The sequence below is a fragment of the Streptomyces sp. NPDC048248 genome, assembly GCF_043201875.1.
Lineage (GTDB): Bacteria > Actinomycetota > Actinomycetes > Streptomycetales > Streptomycetaceae > Streptomyces.
In genome coordinates, this window is the sequence record NZ_JBICZL010000009.1 from 300,476 (window position 1) to 317,165 (window position 16,690).

General features: G+C 70.9%; 14 protein-coding genes and 1 riboswitch. Of the genes, 7 read left to right on the forward strand and 7 right to left on the reverse strand.

Features of this window, described 5'->3' with window-relative positions; all coding sequences use genetic code 11:
- The first annotated feature begins 107 nt into the window (after positions 1-107).
- From ACGFZW_RS21520 to ACGFZW_RS21530, 3 genes are all read left to right on the forward strand, one after another.
- Positions 108-1,052, forward strand: a complete 945-nt coding sequence (locus tag ACGFZW_RS21520; RefSeq protein ID WP_393894767.1) for a MurR/RpiR family transcriptional regulator — start codon at positions 108-110, stop codon at positions 1,050-1,052.
- 131 nt (positions 1,053-1,183) lie between these two features.
- Positions 1,184-2,122: an N-acetylmuramic acid 6-phosphate etherase gene (gene murQ, locus ACGFZW_RS21525; protein ID WP_393894768.1), complete on the forward strand. Its 939-nt coding sequence runs from the start codon at positions 1,184-1,186 to the stop codon at positions 2,120-2,122.
- Between the two features lie 37 nt (positions 2,123-2,159).
- The gene (locus ACGFZW_RS21530; RefSeq protein ID WP_393894769.1) at positions 2,160-3,794 is read left to right on the forward strand and encodes a PTS transporter subunit EIIC; all 1,635 of its coding nucleotides are present in this window, start codon (positions 2,160-2,162) and stop codon (positions 3,792-3,794) included.
- A 477-nt stretch (positions 3,795-4,271) separates the two neighbouring features.
- Here ACGFZW_RS21530 and groL read toward each other — a convergent pair whose 3' ends face one another.
- From groL to thrC, 4 genes are all read right to left on the reverse strand, one after another.
- The gene (gene groL, locus ACGFZW_RS21535; RefSeq protein ID WP_393894770.1) at positions 4,272-5,897 is read right to left on the reverse strand and encodes a chaperonin GroEL; all 1,626 of its coding nucleotides are present in this window, start codon (positions 5,895-5,897) and stop codon (positions 4,272-4,274) included.
- Between the two features lie 319 nt (positions 5,898-6,216).
- Positions 6,217-6,420: a cold-shock protein gene (locus ACGFZW_RS21540; protein WP_003986833.1), complete on the reverse strand. Its 204-nt coding sequence runs from the start codon at positions 6,418-6,420 to the stop codon at positions 6,217-6,219.
- Between the two features lie 413 nt (positions 6,421-6,833).
- The gene (locus tag ACGFZW_RS21545) at positions 6,834-7,112 is read right to left on the reverse strand and encodes a MoaD/ThiS family protein (RefSeq protein WP_393894771.1); all 279 of its coding nucleotides are present in this window, start codon (positions 7,110-7,112) and stop codon (positions 6,834-6,836) included.
- Positions 7,113-7,226: 114 nt separating this feature from the next.
- Positions 7,227-8,510 carry a threonine synthase gene (gene thrC, locus ACGFZW_RS21550; RefSeq protein WP_393894772.1) on the reverse strand — a complete coding sequence of 428 codons (1,284 nt, stop codon included), beginning with the start codon at positions 8,508-8,510 and terminating at the stop codon, positions 7,227-7,229.
- A gap of 17 nt (positions 8,511-8,527) precedes the next feature.
- Positions 8,528-8,688: riboswitch (SAM riboswitch) on the reverse strand.
- Positions 8,689-8,859: 171 nt separating this feature from the next.
- Between thrC and ACGFZW_RS21555 the strand changes: the two genes are divergently transcribed.
- Together ACGFZW_RS21555 and ACGFZW_RS21560 are read left to right on the forward strand one after the other, a co-directional pair.
- Positions 8,860-9,822 (forward strand): glucosyl-3-phosphoglycerate synthase, encoded by a 963-nt coding sequence (locus ACGFZW_RS21555; protein ID WP_393894773.1) that lies wholly within the window; start codon positions 8,860-8,862, stop codon positions 9,820-9,822.
- Positions 9,823-9,869: 47 nt separating this feature from the next.
- A complete protein-coding gene (locus ACGFZW_RS21560) occupies positions 9,870-11,351 on the forward strand; it encodes a trehalose-6-phosphate synthase (protein ID WP_393894774.1) in 1,482 nt (493 codons plus the stop codon).
- A 37-nt stretch (positions 11,352-11,388) separates the two neighbouring features.
- Here ACGFZW_RS21560 and otsB read toward each other — a convergent pair whose 3' ends face one another.
- From otsB to ACGFZW_RS21575, 3 genes are all read right to left on the reverse strand, one after another.
- Entirely contained in the window at positions 11,389-12,285 is an 897-nt protein-coding gene (gene otsB / locus ACGFZW_RS21565) for a trehalose-phosphatase (protein ID WP_393894775.1), read from the reverse strand.
- Between the two features lie 70 nt (positions 12,286-12,355).
- Complete coding sequence (locus ACGFZW_RS21570; protein WP_393894911.1) at positions 12,356-12,685, reverse strand: DUF3263 domain-containing protein; 330 nt, start codon at positions 12,683-12,685, stop codon at positions 12,356-12,358.
- A 55-nt stretch (positions 12,686-12,740) separates the two neighbouring features.
- Positions 12,741-14,009 (reverse strand): extracellular solute-binding protein, encoded by a 1,269-nt coding sequence (locus ACGFZW_RS21575; RefSeq protein WP_393894776.1) that lies wholly within the window; start codon positions 14,007-14,009, stop codon positions 12,741-12,743.
- A 277-nt stretch (positions 14,010-14,286) separates the two neighbouring features.
- Between ACGFZW_RS21575 and ACGFZW_RS21580 the strand changes: the two genes are divergently transcribed.
- Together ACGFZW_RS21580 and nagA are read left to right on the forward strand one after the other, a co-directional pair.
- Entirely contained in the window at positions 14,287-15,219 is a 933-nt protein-coding gene (locus tag ACGFZW_RS21580) for an ROK family protein (RefSeq protein WP_393894777.1), read from the forward strand.
- Positions 15,219-16,472 carry an N-acetylglucosamine-6-phosphate deacetylase gene (nagA, locus tag ACGFZW_RS21585; protein WP_393894778.1) on the forward strand — a complete coding sequence of 418 codons (1,254 nt, stop codon included), beginning with the start codon at positions 15,219-15,221 and terminating at the stop codon, positions 16,470-16,472. Before ACGFZW_RS21580 ends, nagA begins: the two co-directional genes overlap by 1 nt.
- The last annotated feature ends 218 nt before the right edge of the window (positions 16,473-16,690 follow it).

A 16,690-nucleotide genomic window follows, 5' to 3' on the forward strand; every position in this document is an offset into this window, starting at 1 on the left:
CGCGCCGCACCCCACCGTCATCCACAGGTCGATGCGCGCCACGCCGCTTGTCCACAGGTCTCACGGAGGGTATTGACGCACGACGTCTATGAAATTACTTTTCAGCTGTGAGCAGCAGCCTGAAGGAAACTTTCAAGGACGTGGCCACCGATACCCGGCCGGCCCCGGCCCCACCCGCCCCCGCGGCACTGGCCGCCAAGGTCCGTACCCTCGTCCCGACGATGACCCGCTCCATGCAGCGAGTCGCCGAAGCGGTCGCGGGTGACCCGGCCGGCTGTGCCGCCCTCACCGTCACCGGCCTCGCGGAACGCACCGGCACGAGCGAGGCCACCGTCGTGCGGACCTCGCGGCTGCTCGGCTACCCCGGCTACCGCGATCTGCGTCTGGCGCTCGCCGCACTCGCCGCGCAGCAGGCGGCCGGCGGCGCACCGGCCGTGACGGCCGACATAGCGGTCGACGACTCCCTGACCGACGTCGTCGCCAAGCTCGCCCAGGAAGAGCAGCAGTGCCTCGCCGACACCGCGGCCGGTCTGGACGTCACCCAGCTCGAAGCCGCCGTCGGCGTGCTCTCCGCGGCCCGCCGCATCGACGTCTACGGCATCGGCGCGTCCAACCTCGTCGGCCAGGACCTCGCCCAGAAGCTGCTGCGCATCGGCCTGATCGCGCATGCGCACTCCGACCCGCACCTCGCCGTGACGAACGCCGTGCAGCTGCGGACCGGCGATGTCGCCATCGCCATCACCCACTCCGGGCGCACCACCGACGTCATAGAGCCACTGCGGGTCGCCTTCGACCACGGCGCGACAACCATCGCGATCACCGGCCGCCCGGACAGTGAGATCGCCTCGTACGCCGACTACATCCTGACCACCTCCACCGCCCGCGAGAGCGAGCTGCGACCGGCCGCGATGTCCTCCAGGACGAGCCAACTCCTCGTCGTCGACTGCCTGTTCATAGGAGTGGCGCAGCGCACCTACGAGACCGCGGCGCCCGCCCTTTCCGCGTCCTACGAAGCTCTCGCGCACCGCCACTCCCCGCGCTCCCCTCGCTGAGCTTCAGCGACGGTCATCAGCGCCGGTTGTCAGCGCCGCCCCTCAGCGCTGCGCTCCCCTGCCCACTGCCGCCGAGCCCCGCACCCATCACGTCGTACTGAGCCGTACGAGCCCGGAAAGAGCCGACACCCATGACTTCCCCCGCCGAACACGCACAGCTGCGGGCCCAGCTGGACACCCTCACCACAGAGGCGTTCCGGCCCGAGCTCGCCGAGATCGACAGGTGCTCCACCCTGGAGATCGCCCGCACGATGAACGGTGAGGACGCTCAGGTCCCCGCCGCCGTCGCCGGGCAGCTCCCGCAGATCGCCGCCGCCATCGACGCCACCGCCGCGCGGATGGCCCAGGGCGGCCGGCTGATCTACGCCGGGGCCGGCACGGCCGGCCGGCTCGGGGTGCTGGACGCCAGCGAGTGCCCGCCGACGTTCAACACCGATCCCTCCGAGGTGCTCGGTCTGATCGCGGGCGGCCCGTCCGCGATGGTCACCGCCGTCGAGGGCGCCGAGGACAGCAAGAAGTTCGCCGCCGAGGATCTGTCCACGATCGGTCTGACGGACCTGGACACCGTCGTCGGCATCTCCGCCTCCGGCCGCACGCCGTACGCCATCGGGGCCGTCGAGCACGCCCGTTCGCTGGGCGCCCTGACCATCGGCCTGTCCTGCAACGCCGGCTCGGAGCTGGCCGCGTCCGCCGAGCACGGCATCGAGGTCGTCGTCGGCCCCGAACTGCTGACCGGCTCCACCCGGCTGAAGGCGGGCACGGCCCAGAAGCTGGTGCTCAACATGCTCTCGACGATCACCATGATCCGGCTGGGCAAGACCTACGGAAACCTGATGGTCGACGTCCGCGCCTCCAACGAAAAGCTGCGGGCCCGCTCCCGGCGCATCGTCGCGCTGGCCACCGGCGCCGGTGATCAGGAGATCGAGGCAGCGCTCGCCGCGACGGACGGCGAGGTGAAGAACGCCATCCTCACCCTCCTCGGCGAGGTCGACGGTCCGACGGCCGCCCGCCTTCTCCACGACTCCCGAGGCCATCTCCGCGCAGCCCTGCAGGCCACGCGGAACACCTGACCCGACCCCTGATTGCTCGCACAGCAAGGCACCGCACATGAGCGAAGACAAGAACCGCGCCACCGCCGCCGCGATCCTCCCCCTCGTCGGCGGCGCCGGGAACCTCTCCTCCATCGCCCACTGCATGACCAGGCTCCGCCTCGGCATCGTGGACCGCTCGCTGGTCCAGGACGACGCACTGCAGGCACTGCCCGCCGTGATGGGGGTGGTCGAGGACGACACCTACCAGATCGTGCTGGGCCCCGGCACGGTCGCCCGGGTCACTCCCGAGTTCGAGCGACTGGTCGAGGAGGCGCGCGCCACCACTCACGAACCGGCCACCGCCCCCGAACCGGCCACCGCCACACCCTCAGCCCCCGAGCCCGCCACCGCCGCCCCGGCACCGGAGTCCGACCCCGCTGCGTCGCACTCCACCACCGCGGATGAACTGGCCGCCCAGGGCGCAGCCCTCAAGGCCCGCCAGAAGGCGAAGAACGCCACCCCGGTCAAGCTCTTCCTGCGCCGGATCGCCAACATCTTCGTCCCGCTGATTCCGGCCCTGATCGGCTGCGGCATCGTCGCGGGCATCAACGGCCTGCTGACCAACCTCGGCTGGCTGCCCTCGGCCGTCCCGGCACTGGCCGCCATGGCCTCCGGATTCATGTCGCTGATCGCCGTGTTCGTCGGCTACAACACCGCCAAGGAGTTCGGCGGCACCCCCATCCTGGGCGGCGCGGTAGCCGCGATCATCGTCTTCCCGGGCGTCGCGAACATCACCGCCTTCGGGCAGAAGCTCTCCCCCGGCCAGGGCGGCGTCCTCGGCGCGCTGGCCGCTGCCCTGCTCGCCGTCCAGGTGGAGAAGTGGTGCCGCAAGTGGGTGCCCGAGGCGCTCGACGTCCTCGTCACCCCCACCCTCACGGTCCTCCTCACCGGCCTGGTCACCATCTTCGGCCTGATGTACGCCGCCGGGGAGGTCTCCACCGCCATCGGCAGCTTCGCCAACTGGCTGCTCGCACACGGCGGTGCCTTCGCCGGCTTCGTCCTCGGCGGGCTCTTCCTCCCCCTGGTCATGCTGGGCCTCCACCAGGCCCTGATCCCCATCCACACCACCCTCATCGAGCAGCAGGGCTACACCGTTCTGCTGCCCATCCTCGCCATGGCGGGCGCGGGCCAGGTCGGCGCCGCCCTCGCCGTCTACCTCCGCCTCCCGCGCAACGGCTCCCTGCGTACGACCATCAAGTCCGCCCTCCCGGCAGGCTTCCTGGGCGTCGGCGAGCCCCTGATCTACGGCGTGTCACTCCCGCTCGGCCGCCCCTTCATCACCGCCTGCGTCGGTGGAGCCTTCGGTGGCGGCTTCGTCGGTCTGTTCAACCAACTCGGCGACGCCGTCGGCTCCACCGCCATCGGCCCGTCCGGCTGGGCCCTCTTCCCCCTGGTCAAGGGCAACCAAGGCGTCGGCACCACGATCGCCGTCTACGCCATGGGCCTGGCCGTCGGCTACGTCGTCGGCTTCCTCGCCACCTACTTCTTCGGCTTCAGCAAGCAGATGCTCACAGACCTGAACGCCGACACCCGCACCGATGCCGACACCGGCGCCGCCCCCACCACCCCGACCGCCGTCCCGGACAGCGGCCGCGCTCCCGCCCCGACACCCGACCACCAGGACCCGGACGCCCAACCGGCGAACGTCTGACCCCTGCGCCACACCGTGCCCCCGAAACGGGCCCGCGCTTGACGTGTCCGTATGCCATGCCCGCTGGACAGCCGACATGGCATACGGACACGTCCGGCGCCCTCGGGGCTCACGCCGAAACCGACCGCCATGCCCGCCGTGCCCGCCGTCCCCGTCACGAGAAGCTCGACGGTCATGCTGTCGCCGGCATCCCCGTATAGCTCCTCATCGACCGCGACACGTGCACCGTCACGGTGTACAGCGAACCGAGGAACGGCAAGCATCCGATCCGGGTCTCGCACCCCTACGGAAGCCTCATCGAAATCCCCGGCCCATCGGTATCACCCTGAAGACGGAAAAGCTCAAGGACCACGCCCGCTGACCGACGGCGACGGCTGTAGCCACAGCACCGCGGCCCATGGAAACGCCGCAGGGGCGGCACCCTCCTGGAAGGAAGGTGCCGCCCCTGCGAACGTGAGGACAGTTGATCCGGGAGGATCAGAAGTCCATGTCACCGCCCGGCATGCCGCCGCCGGCCGGGGCAGCGCCCGCCTTCTCCGGCTTGTCGGCGATGACGGCCTCGGTGGTGAGGAACAGCGCCGCGATGGAGGCGGCGTTCTGCAGCGCGGAGCGCGTGACCTTGGCGGGGTCGATGATGCCTTCGGCGATCATGTCGACGTACTCGCCGGTCGCGGCGTTCAGGCCGTGGCCGACGGCCAGGTTGCGCACCTTCTCCACAACGACGCCACCCTCGAGGCCGCCGTTGACGGAGATCTGCTTCAGCGGGGCCCCCAGGGCCAGCTTCACCGCGTTGGCACCGGTGGCCTCGTCGCCCTCGAGCTCGAGCTTCTCGAAGACCGCGGAGGCCTGGAGCAGGGCCACGCCACCGCCGGCGACGATGCCCTCCTCGACGGCCGCCTTCGCGTTGCGAACGGCGTCCTCGATGCGGTGCTTGCGCTCCTTGAGCTCGACCTCGGTGGCGGCACCGGCCTTGATGACGGCCACGCCGCCGGCCAGCTTCGCCAGGCGCTCCTGGAGCTTCTCGCGGTCGTAGTCCGAGTCCGAGTTCTCGATCTCGGCGCGGATCTGGTTCACACGACCCTGAACCTGCTCGCTGTCACCGGCACCGTCGACGATGGTGGTCTCGTCCTTGGTGATGACGACCTTGCGGGCGCGGCCCAGCAGGTCGACGCCGGCGTTCTCCAGCTTGAGGCCGACCTCCTCGGAGATGACGGTGCCACCGGTGAGGATGGCGATGTCGCCGAGCATGGCCTTGCGGCGGTCACCGAAGCCCGGAGCCTTGACGGCAACGGACTTGAAGGTGCCACGGATCTTGTTGACGACCAGGGTCGACAGGGCCTCGCCCTCGACGTCCTCGGCGATGATCAGCAGCGGCTTGCCGGACTGCATGACCTTCTCCAGGAGCGGCAGCAGGTCCTTGACGTTGCCGATCTTGGAGTTGACGATCAGGATGTACGGGTCGTCGAGCGACGCCTCCATACGCTCCATGTCGGTGGCGAAGTACGCCGAGATGTAGCCCTTGTCGAAGCGCATACCCTCGGTGAGTTCCAGCTCCAGACCGAAGGTCTGGGACTCCTCGACGGTGATGACGCCTTCCTTGCCGACCTTGTCCATCGCCTCGGCGATGAGCTCGCCGATCTGGGTGTCGGCGGCGGAGATGGAGGCGGTGGAGGCGATCTGCTCCTTGGTCTCCACGTCCTTGGCCTGCTCGAGCAGGGCGGCGGAGACGGCCTCGACGGCCTTCTCGATGCCACGCTTGAGGGCCATCGGGTTGGCGCCGGCGGCTACGTTGCGCAGGCCCTCGCGGACCAGCGCCTGCGCCAGGACGGTCGCGGTCGTCGTGCCGTCACCGGCGACGTCGTCCGTCTTCTTCGCGACCTCCTTGACCAGCTCGGCGCCGATCTTCTCGTACGGGTCCTCGAGCTCGATCTCCTTGGCGATGGAAACACCATCGTTGGTGATCGTGGGGGCGCCCCACTTCTTCTCGAGGACGACGTTGCGGCCCTTGGGGCCGAGGGTGACCTTGACGGCGTCGGCGAGCTGGTTCATCCCGCGCTCGAGACCGCGCCGTGCCTCCTCGTCGAACGCGATGATCTTGGCCATGTGAAGTGGTCCTCCCGGACAGGGGTGGATTGCTCCGGACCGCGCTGGCGCCCGCGACGGACGGTCTGCGAGCCTGTGGTTCCTTGCCCCACCGGCCTGCCGACCTCACCGAGTCGGTCCTTAACTGTCACTCTCACTCGGAGAGTGCTAACGCAATGATTAGCACTCGGGGGGTGCGAGTGCAAGCGCCTCCCGCGATGGCCCACCCTCCGGACGCCCACCGGACACCCGCCGGACACGACGGCCACCGGACACACAGCAGAGGGCCCGCACCCCCTCAGGGATGCGGACCCTCATCACGCTGCAGTCGGTCGGCGCTTCAGCCGGCCACCCGGACCATGTCCGCCTGCGGCCCCTTCTGGCCCTGCGAGATCTCGAACTCGACCCGCTGACCCTCCTCAAGGGTGCGGTAGCCGTCCATCTGAATCGCGCTGTAGTGGACGAAAACATCCGCACCACCGTCGACCGCGATGAAGCCGTACCCCTTCTCCGCGTTGAACCACTTGACGGTGCCCTGAGCCATGCCTAACTCCCCTATTACTGGCCCTTGCACAGGACCGCACTCCGCGGACCCGGGTCAGACCTCACCCCCCGAAAGGCCCGCGGGGTGTGCGCCGGAACGCGTCGACCGCCGCTGAATGTATCTGCACCACTGCCCAGCGCAACAGGTCAATCGGACGAGAATTCTGGCGCCGGAGAATCGGCAATATGCGGTGAAACACCGCTTTCCCTGGGCAAGCCGGGCCGGGCATAACGCACCTGGGCGACAAATGCCGCACACACTTTGGGCACAACTCGCCGCGGTCTCATATGCGTTCGGCACGCGCGCGGAGAGGGATCATCGCCATGGTATCCCCTTTCACAGAACGGAATTGCCCCGTCCGCTTTTCGGCGGACGGGGCAATTCCAGTCAAGCGAGAGAAGAGATGGCGCGAATTAGCACCCGCCGGCCACTGCCGGAATGATCGAGACACCCGCCCCGTCCGGCGTCGGCGTCTCCAGGCCCTGCTCGAAACGCACGTCGTCGTCATTGACGTAGACGTTCACGAAACGGCGCAGCTTGCCCGCGTCGTCCAGCACCCGGGCCGCGATGCCCTGGTGGTTCTTCTCCAGGTCGGCGATCACCTCGGAGAGGGTCGCGCCGTCTGCCGCGACCTCGGCCTTGCCGTCGGTGTAGGTGCGAAGAATGGTGGGGATGCGGACGTTGACGCTCATGGGTTCTGCCTTCCAGCGACTTCGGAGTACAAGTTCGGGGCTGTGCGACTGCCTACGGCTGCGCTCGCCGGCCGTATGGCTGCGTACGGCGGCCGTATGGCTGCGTACGGCGGGTCAGCCGGCCAGACCGGCCGCGCGGAACGCGTCCAGGCTCGGGCGGATGGTCGCCGAGGGCCCCGTGGTCGGGGCGACGGCGTCAAGCGTCTTGAGGCCGTCGCCGGTGTTCAGGACGACCGTGGACAGGGACGGGTCGAGCAGACCGCTGTCGATGAGCTTCTTCGTCACGCCAACGGTCACACCGCCCGCGGTCTCCGCGAAGATCCCTTCCGTCCGGGCCAGCAGCTTGATCGCGTCGACGACCTGCTCGTCGTTGACATCCTCCACCGCACCGCCCGTACGGCGCGCGATGTCGAGCACGTACGGCCCGTCGGCCGGGTTGCCGATGGCCAGCGACTTGGCGATGGTGTTCGGCTTCTGCGGCCGCACCACGTCGTGGCCGGCCTTGAAGGCCGTCGAGACGGGCGAGCAGCCCTCGGCCTGCGCGCCGAAGATCTTGTACGGCTTGTCCTCGACGAGGCCGAGCGCGATGAGCTCCTTGAGGCCCTTGTCGATCTTCGTCAGCTGCGAGCCCGAGGCGATCGGGATGACGATCTGGTCCGGCAGCTGCCAGCCCAGCTGCTCGCAGATCTCGTACGCCAGTGTCTTGGAGCCCTCGCCGTAGTAGGGGCGGAGGTTGACGTTGACGAAGCCCCAGCCCTCACCCAGCGGGTCGCCGATGAGCTCCGAGCAGAAGCGATTGACGTCGTCGTAATTGCCCTCGATGCCGACCAGGTCGCCGCCGTAGACCGCGGCCATGACGACCTTGCCGGCCTCCAGGTCGTGCGGGATGAACACGCAGGAGCGGAAGCCCGCGCGGGCCGCCGCGGCACCGACCGCACCGGCGAGGTTGCCGGTGGAGGAGCAGGACAGGGTGGTGAAGCCGAAGGCGCGGGCCGCCTCGACGGCGATCGCCACGACGCGGTCCTTGAAGGAGTGCGTGGGGTTGCCGGAGTCGTCCTTGACGTACAGACCGCCGGTGACGCCCAGCTCACGGGCGAGGTTGTCGGCCTTGACCAGCTTGGTGAACCCCGGGTTCAGGTTCGGCTTGTCCGCGACGTCGGCGGGGACGGGCAGCAGCGGCGCGTAGCGCCAGATGTTGTCGGGGCCGGCCTCGATCTGCTTCCGCAGGGCCTCCGGGTCGCCGCTCGGCAGGTCGTACGCGACTTCGAGCGGCCCGAAACATTCCTGGCAGGCGAAGATCGGGCCGAGGTCGAAGCGCTGTCCGCACTCGCGGCAGGAGAGCGCGGCGGCGGGACCGAGAGCGACGGAGGGAGTGTTTTCGGTGACTTGCACAGCCATGGAGGCGAGGCCCTTTCTCCTCATCTTCCTCGCGGCGCATCTCGCCACGAGACGGATTTGGCACCTTCCCTAGCCGGGAGCCTCACGCGCGCGGGACATCAGCGTCCTGGCGGCAAGACCGGCTGGAGGGTTGCCGGGGCTTCAACGGGCCGTTTCCCTCTGCCCCTCTGGATGAGCGGTATGGCGCTGGGCCGAAACCCAGGCGTTTGTTCCGCGGCACCCCCGACATACGACGGTGATCCGCGTTGTTCAAGACTGTAACCGAAGGCAGTGAGGGTTGAGATAGTCGTCCGAACCGCGAGATGGATCACACGGTCGTCGTTCGACGGCCACCGAGGAGATCGTAGACGTGCTGGAAGAAGTGGAGCGCTGGCTGAGCAGCCGCTCCTGGTCCGCTGCCGACCGGCCGCTCGGCCGGCTCCTGGAGGCCAAGCGGCAGACGGGCCGGAAGGTCAGCGTCGTACTGCCCGCACTCGACGAGGAGGCGACGGTCGGCACGATCGTCGCGGCGATCCGCGGCGAGCTGATGACCGAGGCGGTGCCGCTGGTCGACGAGCTGGTGGTGCTCGACTCCGGATCCACCGACCGTACGGCCGAGGTCGCGGCGGCGGCCGGGGCGAGGGTGGTGCACCGCGACAGCGTCCTGCCGCGGCTGCCCGCGCTGCCCGGCAAGGGCGAGGTGCTGTGGCGCTCGCTGCTCGCCACCAGCGGCGACATCGTCTGCTTCGTCGACGCCGACCTGCGCGAGTTCTCGCCGTCGTTCGTCTCCGGGATCGTCGGCCCGCTGCTGACGGATCCGGACATCCAGTTCGTGAAGGCGATGTACGACCGGCCGCTGGAGACCGGCGTGGACGGCTCGGGCGCCGGTCAGGGCGGCCGGGTCACCGAGCTGGTGGCCCGCCCGCTGCTGAACCTGCACTGGCCGCAGCTGGCGGGCTTCGTCCAGCCACTGGGCGGTGAGTACGCGGCCCGACGCTCGCTGCTGGAGCGGCTGCCGTTCCCGGTCGGCTACGGCGTCGAGCTGGGCCTGCTCGTCGACGCCCTGCACACCGTCGGCCTGGACGCCCTGGCGCAGGTCGACGTGGGCGTCCGCAAGCACCGCCATCAGGACGGCCAGGCTCTCGGGAGGATGGCGGCGGCGATCTACCGAACCGCCCAACTGCGCCTCACCCGCGGCCACTTGATCCGGCCACGGCTGACGCAGTTCGATCGCGGCCAGGAGGGATTCGTGCCGCGCACGACGGACGTGGACACCGAGGAGCGGCCTCCGATGGCCGATGTCCCCGAATACGCCGAGCGGCGGGCGGCCTGACCGACTCCGTACGTTTGAGCGGATCTGTCGCGGGTTAGTCTCGCGGCATGGTCTCCGAGCGCAGTGGTGCCGAGGTTCTCGTCGCGTCCAATCGCGGTCCGGTCTCCTACACCCTGGGGGAGGACGGCGCGCTGAGCGCCAAGCGCGGCGGCGGCGGGCTCGTCTCGGGCCTGTCGGCCATCGGCCCGGACACCGACGCGGTGTGGGTGTGCGCCGCGCTCGGCGAGGGCGACCGGGAGGCGGTGCGGCGCACCGGCGGGCTGCTGTCCGCGGAGGACACCGGCGGACAGCGCGTCCGGATGCTGGACATCCCGGCGGAGGTGTACGCCGACGCCTACAACGGCATCGCGAACTCCGTCCTGTGGTTCGTCCACCACATGCTCTACCAGACGCCGCTGGAGCCCGCCTTCGATTCGGCCTTCCGTGCGCAGTGGGCGTCCTACGTGGCCTACAACGCCGCCTTCGCCGACGCGCTGGCCGAGCAGGCGGCACCCGGCGCGGCCGTCCTCGTCCAGGACTACCACCTGGCGCTGGTGCCCGGCCTGCTCCGCGACCGCCGCCCCGACCTGCGCATCGCCCACTTCTCGCACACACCGTGGGCCCCGGCGGAGTACTTCGCGATGCTGCCCGACGACATCCAGCGGCAGCTGGCCGCGGGCATCCTCGGCGCGGACCACGCGAACTTCCTGACCGAGCGGTGGGCGCGGGCCTTCATCGGCTGCTGCGAGACGGCGCTCGGCGCGGACTGCCAGGCGCGCCACCCCGGCGACGAGGCGCCTTACCTCCTGACGGCCCCCGCGGGAGGCAAGCCGCGCAAGACCTCGATCGGCGTGTACGGCCTCGGCGCGGACGCGGAGTTCCTGCGCGAGCGGGCGCACCGCCCCGACGTCGAGGAACGACTGACGGCGCTGCGCGGGCAGATCGGCGGGGTGGAGCGAAAGACCGTCGTCCGGGTCGACCGCACCGAGCTGTCCAAGAACATCGTGCGCGGGCTGCTCGCCTTTCGCCGGCTGCTGACCGACCGGCCCGAGTGGCGCGAGCGGGTCGTGCACGTCGCCTTCGCCTATCCCTCGCGCCAGGATCTGGCCGTCTACCGCGACTACACCGACCAGGTGGGCCGGCTGGCCGAGGAGATCAACGACGAGTTCGGCACGGCCGGCTGGCAGCCGGTCGTGCTGCACGTCAAGGACGACTTCGCGCGCTCGCTCGCCGCCTACCGGCTGGCGGACGTCGCCCTCGTCAACCCGATCCGGGACGGTATGAACCTGGTCGCCAAGGAGATCCCGGTGGTCTCCGACGGGGGCTGCGCCCTGGTGCTTTCGCGGGAGGCGGGAGCCCACGCCGAGCTGGGCGAGGACGCGCTGACCGTCAATCCGTACGACGTCAACGCCACCGCGGAGGCGCTGCACACGGCACTGTCGATGGACGGCGAGGAGCGGGCCGAGCGCACCCGGCGGCTTGCCGCTGCGGCCACGGCGCTGCCGCCGGCCCGGTGGTTCCTCGACCAGCTGCGGGCGCTCCAGGCGTAGGGCGCGCGGGGCTGCCCTGGCGGGTGCGCCCGCGCGCTCAGCCGGCGGCCAGCCGGTGCGCCAGCGCGTCGAGCAGCTCGACGACACCGGCCGGGCCGTCCACGACCAGATCGGCGCGCTCGGCCAACTCGGTGACCTCGTTGTTGCCGCTGCACACCAGCACGCCCGTGAGGCCCTCGGCGCGCAGCTTCTCCACTGCGGCGAAGGCGGCCAGGTCGCCGAGGTCGTCACCGGCGTACACAACTGTCTTTGCACCCGTCTCGCGGACCCAGTCGGCGAGCGCGACGCCCTTGTCCATGCCCGGCGGCCGTAGTTCCAGGACCAGTCGGCCGGGCTCCACGATCAGGCCGTGGCGTTCGGCGAGCGTGGTCAGTGGGCCGCGCAGCCGGTCGAGGACGGCCTGCGGGTCCGCGGCGCGGCGGGTGTGGACGGCGAGGGCCCGGCCACCCTTGAGCTCGACGGCGGTCTCGACCCAGGGGCCGTGCCAGACGCCGGTGCCCTCCAGGACGGCGGGGAGTTCGGCCTGTACGGCGGCGACGCCGGGGTGCGGGGGCGGGGCCTGGACGGCGCCGGAGGCGGCCTCCCAGCGCTCCGCGCCGTAGTGGCCGAGGACGACGAGGTGTTCCAGGCCGGGGGCGTGCGCGACGCCGCCGAGGCGGACCGCGACGCCGGCCGGGCGGCCGGTGATCACCGCGGCGGCGCGCAGCCGGGGCACCAGCCGGCCGAGGACGGCGGTGGCGCCGGGGTGGGCGCGGGCCTTCTCGGGGTCGGGGACGATGTCGGCGAGGGTGCCGTCGAAGTCGAGAGCGATGGCGGCGCGTTCGGGCCGGGCCAGCAGCGCGGCGATGCCTTCACGGCCCGCTGCGGTGGCCGGCGTCGGCACGGAGTGCGGCGTCGGTGAGGACTGTGGCGCGTCGTTCGAGAGGCTGCCCATGCCGACGACCCTACCGGCGGACCACCGGCGCACGCCGGGTGCACGGGGGCATCCGGGCGGCGGGCGGCGGTCAGCGGCGGGCGCGGCGGGCGTCCCGTACCCGGCGCAGCCGGTTGATGGTGACCGGGTCGTGCGCGAGGGCGCGCGGGTCGTCCAACAGGGCGTTCAGCAGCTGGTAGTAGCGGGTCGGGGAGATGCCGAGGCGCTCGCGTACGACGCGCTCCTTGGCGCCGGGGCCCGGCCAGGAGCGGCGCTCGACCGCGAGGACCGCCTCGTCCTGCGCGGAGAGGGGAGTTATGCCGGGCCCGTCGACGGCAGCGGCGTCCGCCCCGGCTGCGCTCCCGCCCGCCTCGGCCTCTCCGCCGGCGCCACGCCCCGCGCCGCCCGGTCCGCTCGTCATCACGATTCCACGATAAGCCCACCGTCCGACAGCTCCCGGTGGGCCGTCGCGACCGTCACTCGGCGGTGTTGTCCGCGGTGTCCGCGGTGTTCTGGATGTCGGTGAGGACACCTTCCGGGTTGCCCCTGGGGCCGACCGCACCTGCCACCTTGGCCTTGATGGTCTTGGAGACCAGCGGCCAGGAGGTCTTGTCGGCCGGGTAGAACTCGGCGTCGCCGAGCTGCTCGAGGAAGCCGTGCAGCTTGGCGTACCGGCGGTCGGCGAGCATGGCCTGCGACGCCGACTGGGTGACCGGCAGCAGGCCGTAGTCTCCGGAGAACCTCAGGACGTTCTTCTCGCTGTAGACGAAGTCCAGGAACTTGCCGATCTGCCGGCGGTGGCCGTTCTGCTTGAACGCCATCATCCAGTCGGCGACGCCCATGGTGGCCTTGGCCTTGCCGTTGATGCCGGGCAGTTCGACGGTGCCGTAGTCGACGCCCTTGGCTGCTGCCTGCTTCATCAGCGTGGGGTGGCCGTTGAGCATGCCGACCTCGCCGTCGGCGAAGCCCTGGAAGGCGTCGGCGCGGTTGAGTTCGGCGGGGTCGGTGCCGGTGAGCCCCTTGCCGACGAGGTCCTTCTGGAGCCACTGGAAGGTCTTGATGTTCTCCGGCGAGTCGATCGTGTACTTGCCGATGCTGTCGGTGTAGCCGCCGCCCCCGCTGAGCATCCACATCAGCGTCTCGGCCTGTGTCTCCTCCGGGCCGAGCGGCAGCGCGAACGGCATCTTCACGCCGTGCGCCTTCAGCAGCTCGGCGTCGTGGGCGATGTCGTCCCAGCTCTTGGGCGGAGCGGTGATGCCGGCCTCGGCGAAGAGCCTCTTGTTGTAGAACAGCCGCCGGGTGCTCGCGCCGAAGGGCATGCCGTACTGGATGCGCTCGTATTCGCCGGCCTCCGCGAGGGAGGGGGTGAAGTCGGCCTGAGTGGGGATGGAGAGCAGCTCGTCGGCGCTGTAGAGCTTGTGGTCGGCGGCGTAGTCGGCGTACGCGCCGATCTGCGCGAGGTCCGGGGCGTTGCCCGCCTCGACCATGTCGGCGACCTTCTTGTCGACGTCCGTCCAGGGATGGACCTCGACATCGATCTTGATGCCGGGATTCTTCTTCTCGAAGGCGCGGCCGAGCCGGTCCCAGTAGTGCTGGGAGCCGTTGGACCGCCTGTCGCCGTAGTCCGCCGCGACGAGCTTGAGGGTGACGTCGCCGTCGTCACCGGAGCTGCCGCAGCCGGTGAGAGTCAGTGTCATGGCGGTGGCTATCCCCGCCGCCGCCAGGCTCACATACCGCCGCTGCACTGCTACTACCGCCCTTTGTCCTGAAATTCCGTGCTGAACGGGAATGCCCCCGCGGCCTCGGGGATCGCCCTCGGCCGGCATGAACAGCGAGTGTCTCCCGCGTTCCGACACAAGGTCTACACCACTCATCTTTTCTTCTCACCGGCGCCCTTCCCCGGGCAGGCCGGTCCCTCTCGGCGCCGCACGGACAGGCGCCGGCGGTCATACCGTGCACAGAAACCAGAACGTACGGTGAGTGGACTAGACCTTTCATGTCGGATCGCGCGAAACTGTTCCCGTGAGACACGTCATCGCCCTTGATGTGGGCGGCACCGGGATGAAAGCCGCCCTCGTCGGGGCGGACGGCAGGCTGCTCCACGAGGCACGGCGGCCCACCGGCCGCGAGCGCGGCCCGGAGGAAGTCGTGGAGAGCGTCCTCGGCTTCGCCGCCGAGCTCCGCGACGTCGGCGCCGGACGCTTCGGCGCCCCCGCCGTGGCCGCGGGGGTCGCCGTGCCCGGCATCGTCGACGAGGCCGGCGGCATCGCCGTCTACGCCGCCAACCTCGGCTGGCGGGACGTCCCGATGCGGGCCCTGCTCTCCGAGCGCCTCGGCGGCATCCCCATCGCCCTCGGCCACGACGTCCGCACCGGCGGCCTGGCCGAAGGACGGATCGGCGCCGGCAAGGACGCCGACCGCTTCCTCTTCGTGCCCCTGGGCACCGGTATCGCCGGCGCCATCGGCATCGGCGGACGCATCGAGGCCGGCGCCCACGGCAGCGCGGGCGAGATCGGCCACATCGTCGTACGCCCCGGCGGGCGCGAGTGCGGCTGTGGTCAGCGCGGCTGCCTGGAGACGCTGGCCTCGGCCGCCGCGGTCGGCCGCGACTGGGCCGCCGCGTGCGGCGATCCGCAGGCCGGCGCCGCGGACGCCGCCAAGGCCGTGGCATCCGGCGACGCGCGCGCCCTGGCCGTCTGGCGGACGGCCGTGGACGCCCTCGCGGACGGCCTGGTCACCGGGCTCACCCTGCTCGATCCGCGGACGCTGATCATCGGCGGCGGACTCGCCGAGGCGGGTGACACGCTCTTCGAGCCTCTGCGGGAAGCGGTCCGCCGGCGCGTTACGTTCCAGCGGCTCCCCTCGATCGTTCCGGCGGCCCTTGGGGACGCCGCCGGGTGCCTGGGCGCAGGGCTCCTCGCCTGGGATCTTCTCTCCACGGAGGTAACCGCCTGATGGCACAGCAACAATCCGCGGGACGGCCCTCGGACGCCGGGCGCACCGTGCTGACCGGCGCCCGGATCGCGCGGCCGTCCGGCGTCGCCGACAACGGCCGGATCACCGTCGAGGGCAGCCGCATCGCCGACATCCGCAGCCGGGATGCCGACCGGGGCGGCAACCGGGGCGGGGACAGCCGAAGAAGAGGGGACGTCGCGCCGCCCGCTGCGGGCACCACCGTCGACCTGACGGGCCATCTCATCGTCCCCGGCTTCGTCGACGTGCACGTCCACGGCGGGGGCGGCGGCTCCTTCTCCTCGGCCGACCCCGAGGAATGCCTGAAGGTCGCCGCCACCCACCGCAGGCACGGCACCACCTCCATGGTCGCCTCCACCGTCACCGGCGACCTCTCCGAACTGGCGCGGCAGGCCGCGGTGCTCGCCGAACTCGTCCAGCAGGACGAGCTGGTCGGCATCCACTTCGAGGGCCCGTTCATCTCCCCGCACCGCTGCGGGGCCCATCAGCCGGAGCTGCTGCGCGACCCGGACCCGGCGGACGTCCGCAAGCTCGTCGACGCCGCCCACGGCGCCGCCCGGATGATGACCGTCGCCCCCGAACTGCCCGGCGGCCTTGACTCCGTACGGCTGCTCGCCGACGCCGGCGTGATCGCCGCCATCGGCCACACCGACTCCTCCTACGACGCCACCCGCGAGGCCATCGACGCGGGCGCCACCGTCGCCACCCACCTCTTCAACGCGATGCCGGGCCTCGGCCACCGGACCCCGGGCCCGATCGCCGCCCTGCTGGAGGACGAGCGGATCACCGTCGAGCTGATCAACGACGGCACCCATCTGCACCCCGCGATCCTGCAGATGGCCTTCCGCGACGCCGGCGCCGAGCGCGTCGCGTTCATCACCGACGCCATGGGCGCGGCCGGCATGACCGACGGGATGTACCCGCTCGGCCCGATGCGGGTCGAGGTCAGGGACGGCGTCGCGCGGATCAGCGAAGGCCCCACGGCGGGCTCCATCGCGGGCTCCACGCTCACCCTGGACCGCGCCTTCAAACGCGCCGTCACGGTGGACGGCCTGACGGTCGACCAAGCCGTCCAGGCGCTCTCCGCCAACCCCGCCCGGCTGCTCGGCATCGACGACCGGGCCGGCTCCCTCGCGCCCGGCAAGGACGCCGACCTGGTGGTGCTCGACGCCGCGTACGACCTGGTGGGCGTCATGCGCCGGGGCGAGTGGCTGGTCCGTCCGACAGGCGTCTGACAGCCCGCACGGGAACGTCCGGTGGCGAGCGGCCGGCCGCCCGGTGGCCGGCCGCTCATCGGAAGGTGACCGGCCCGGGTCTGGGCCAACGACGGTCGGCGATGGCATGATCGCTCGCGCACTTGTCCGCATGCCACCGCCGAGGGCGGTTGCGATACCAGCAGCCGTCCGACCGGCGGTTGCTCGGCCAACGACTGCCCGGCCAACGGCTGCTGTCC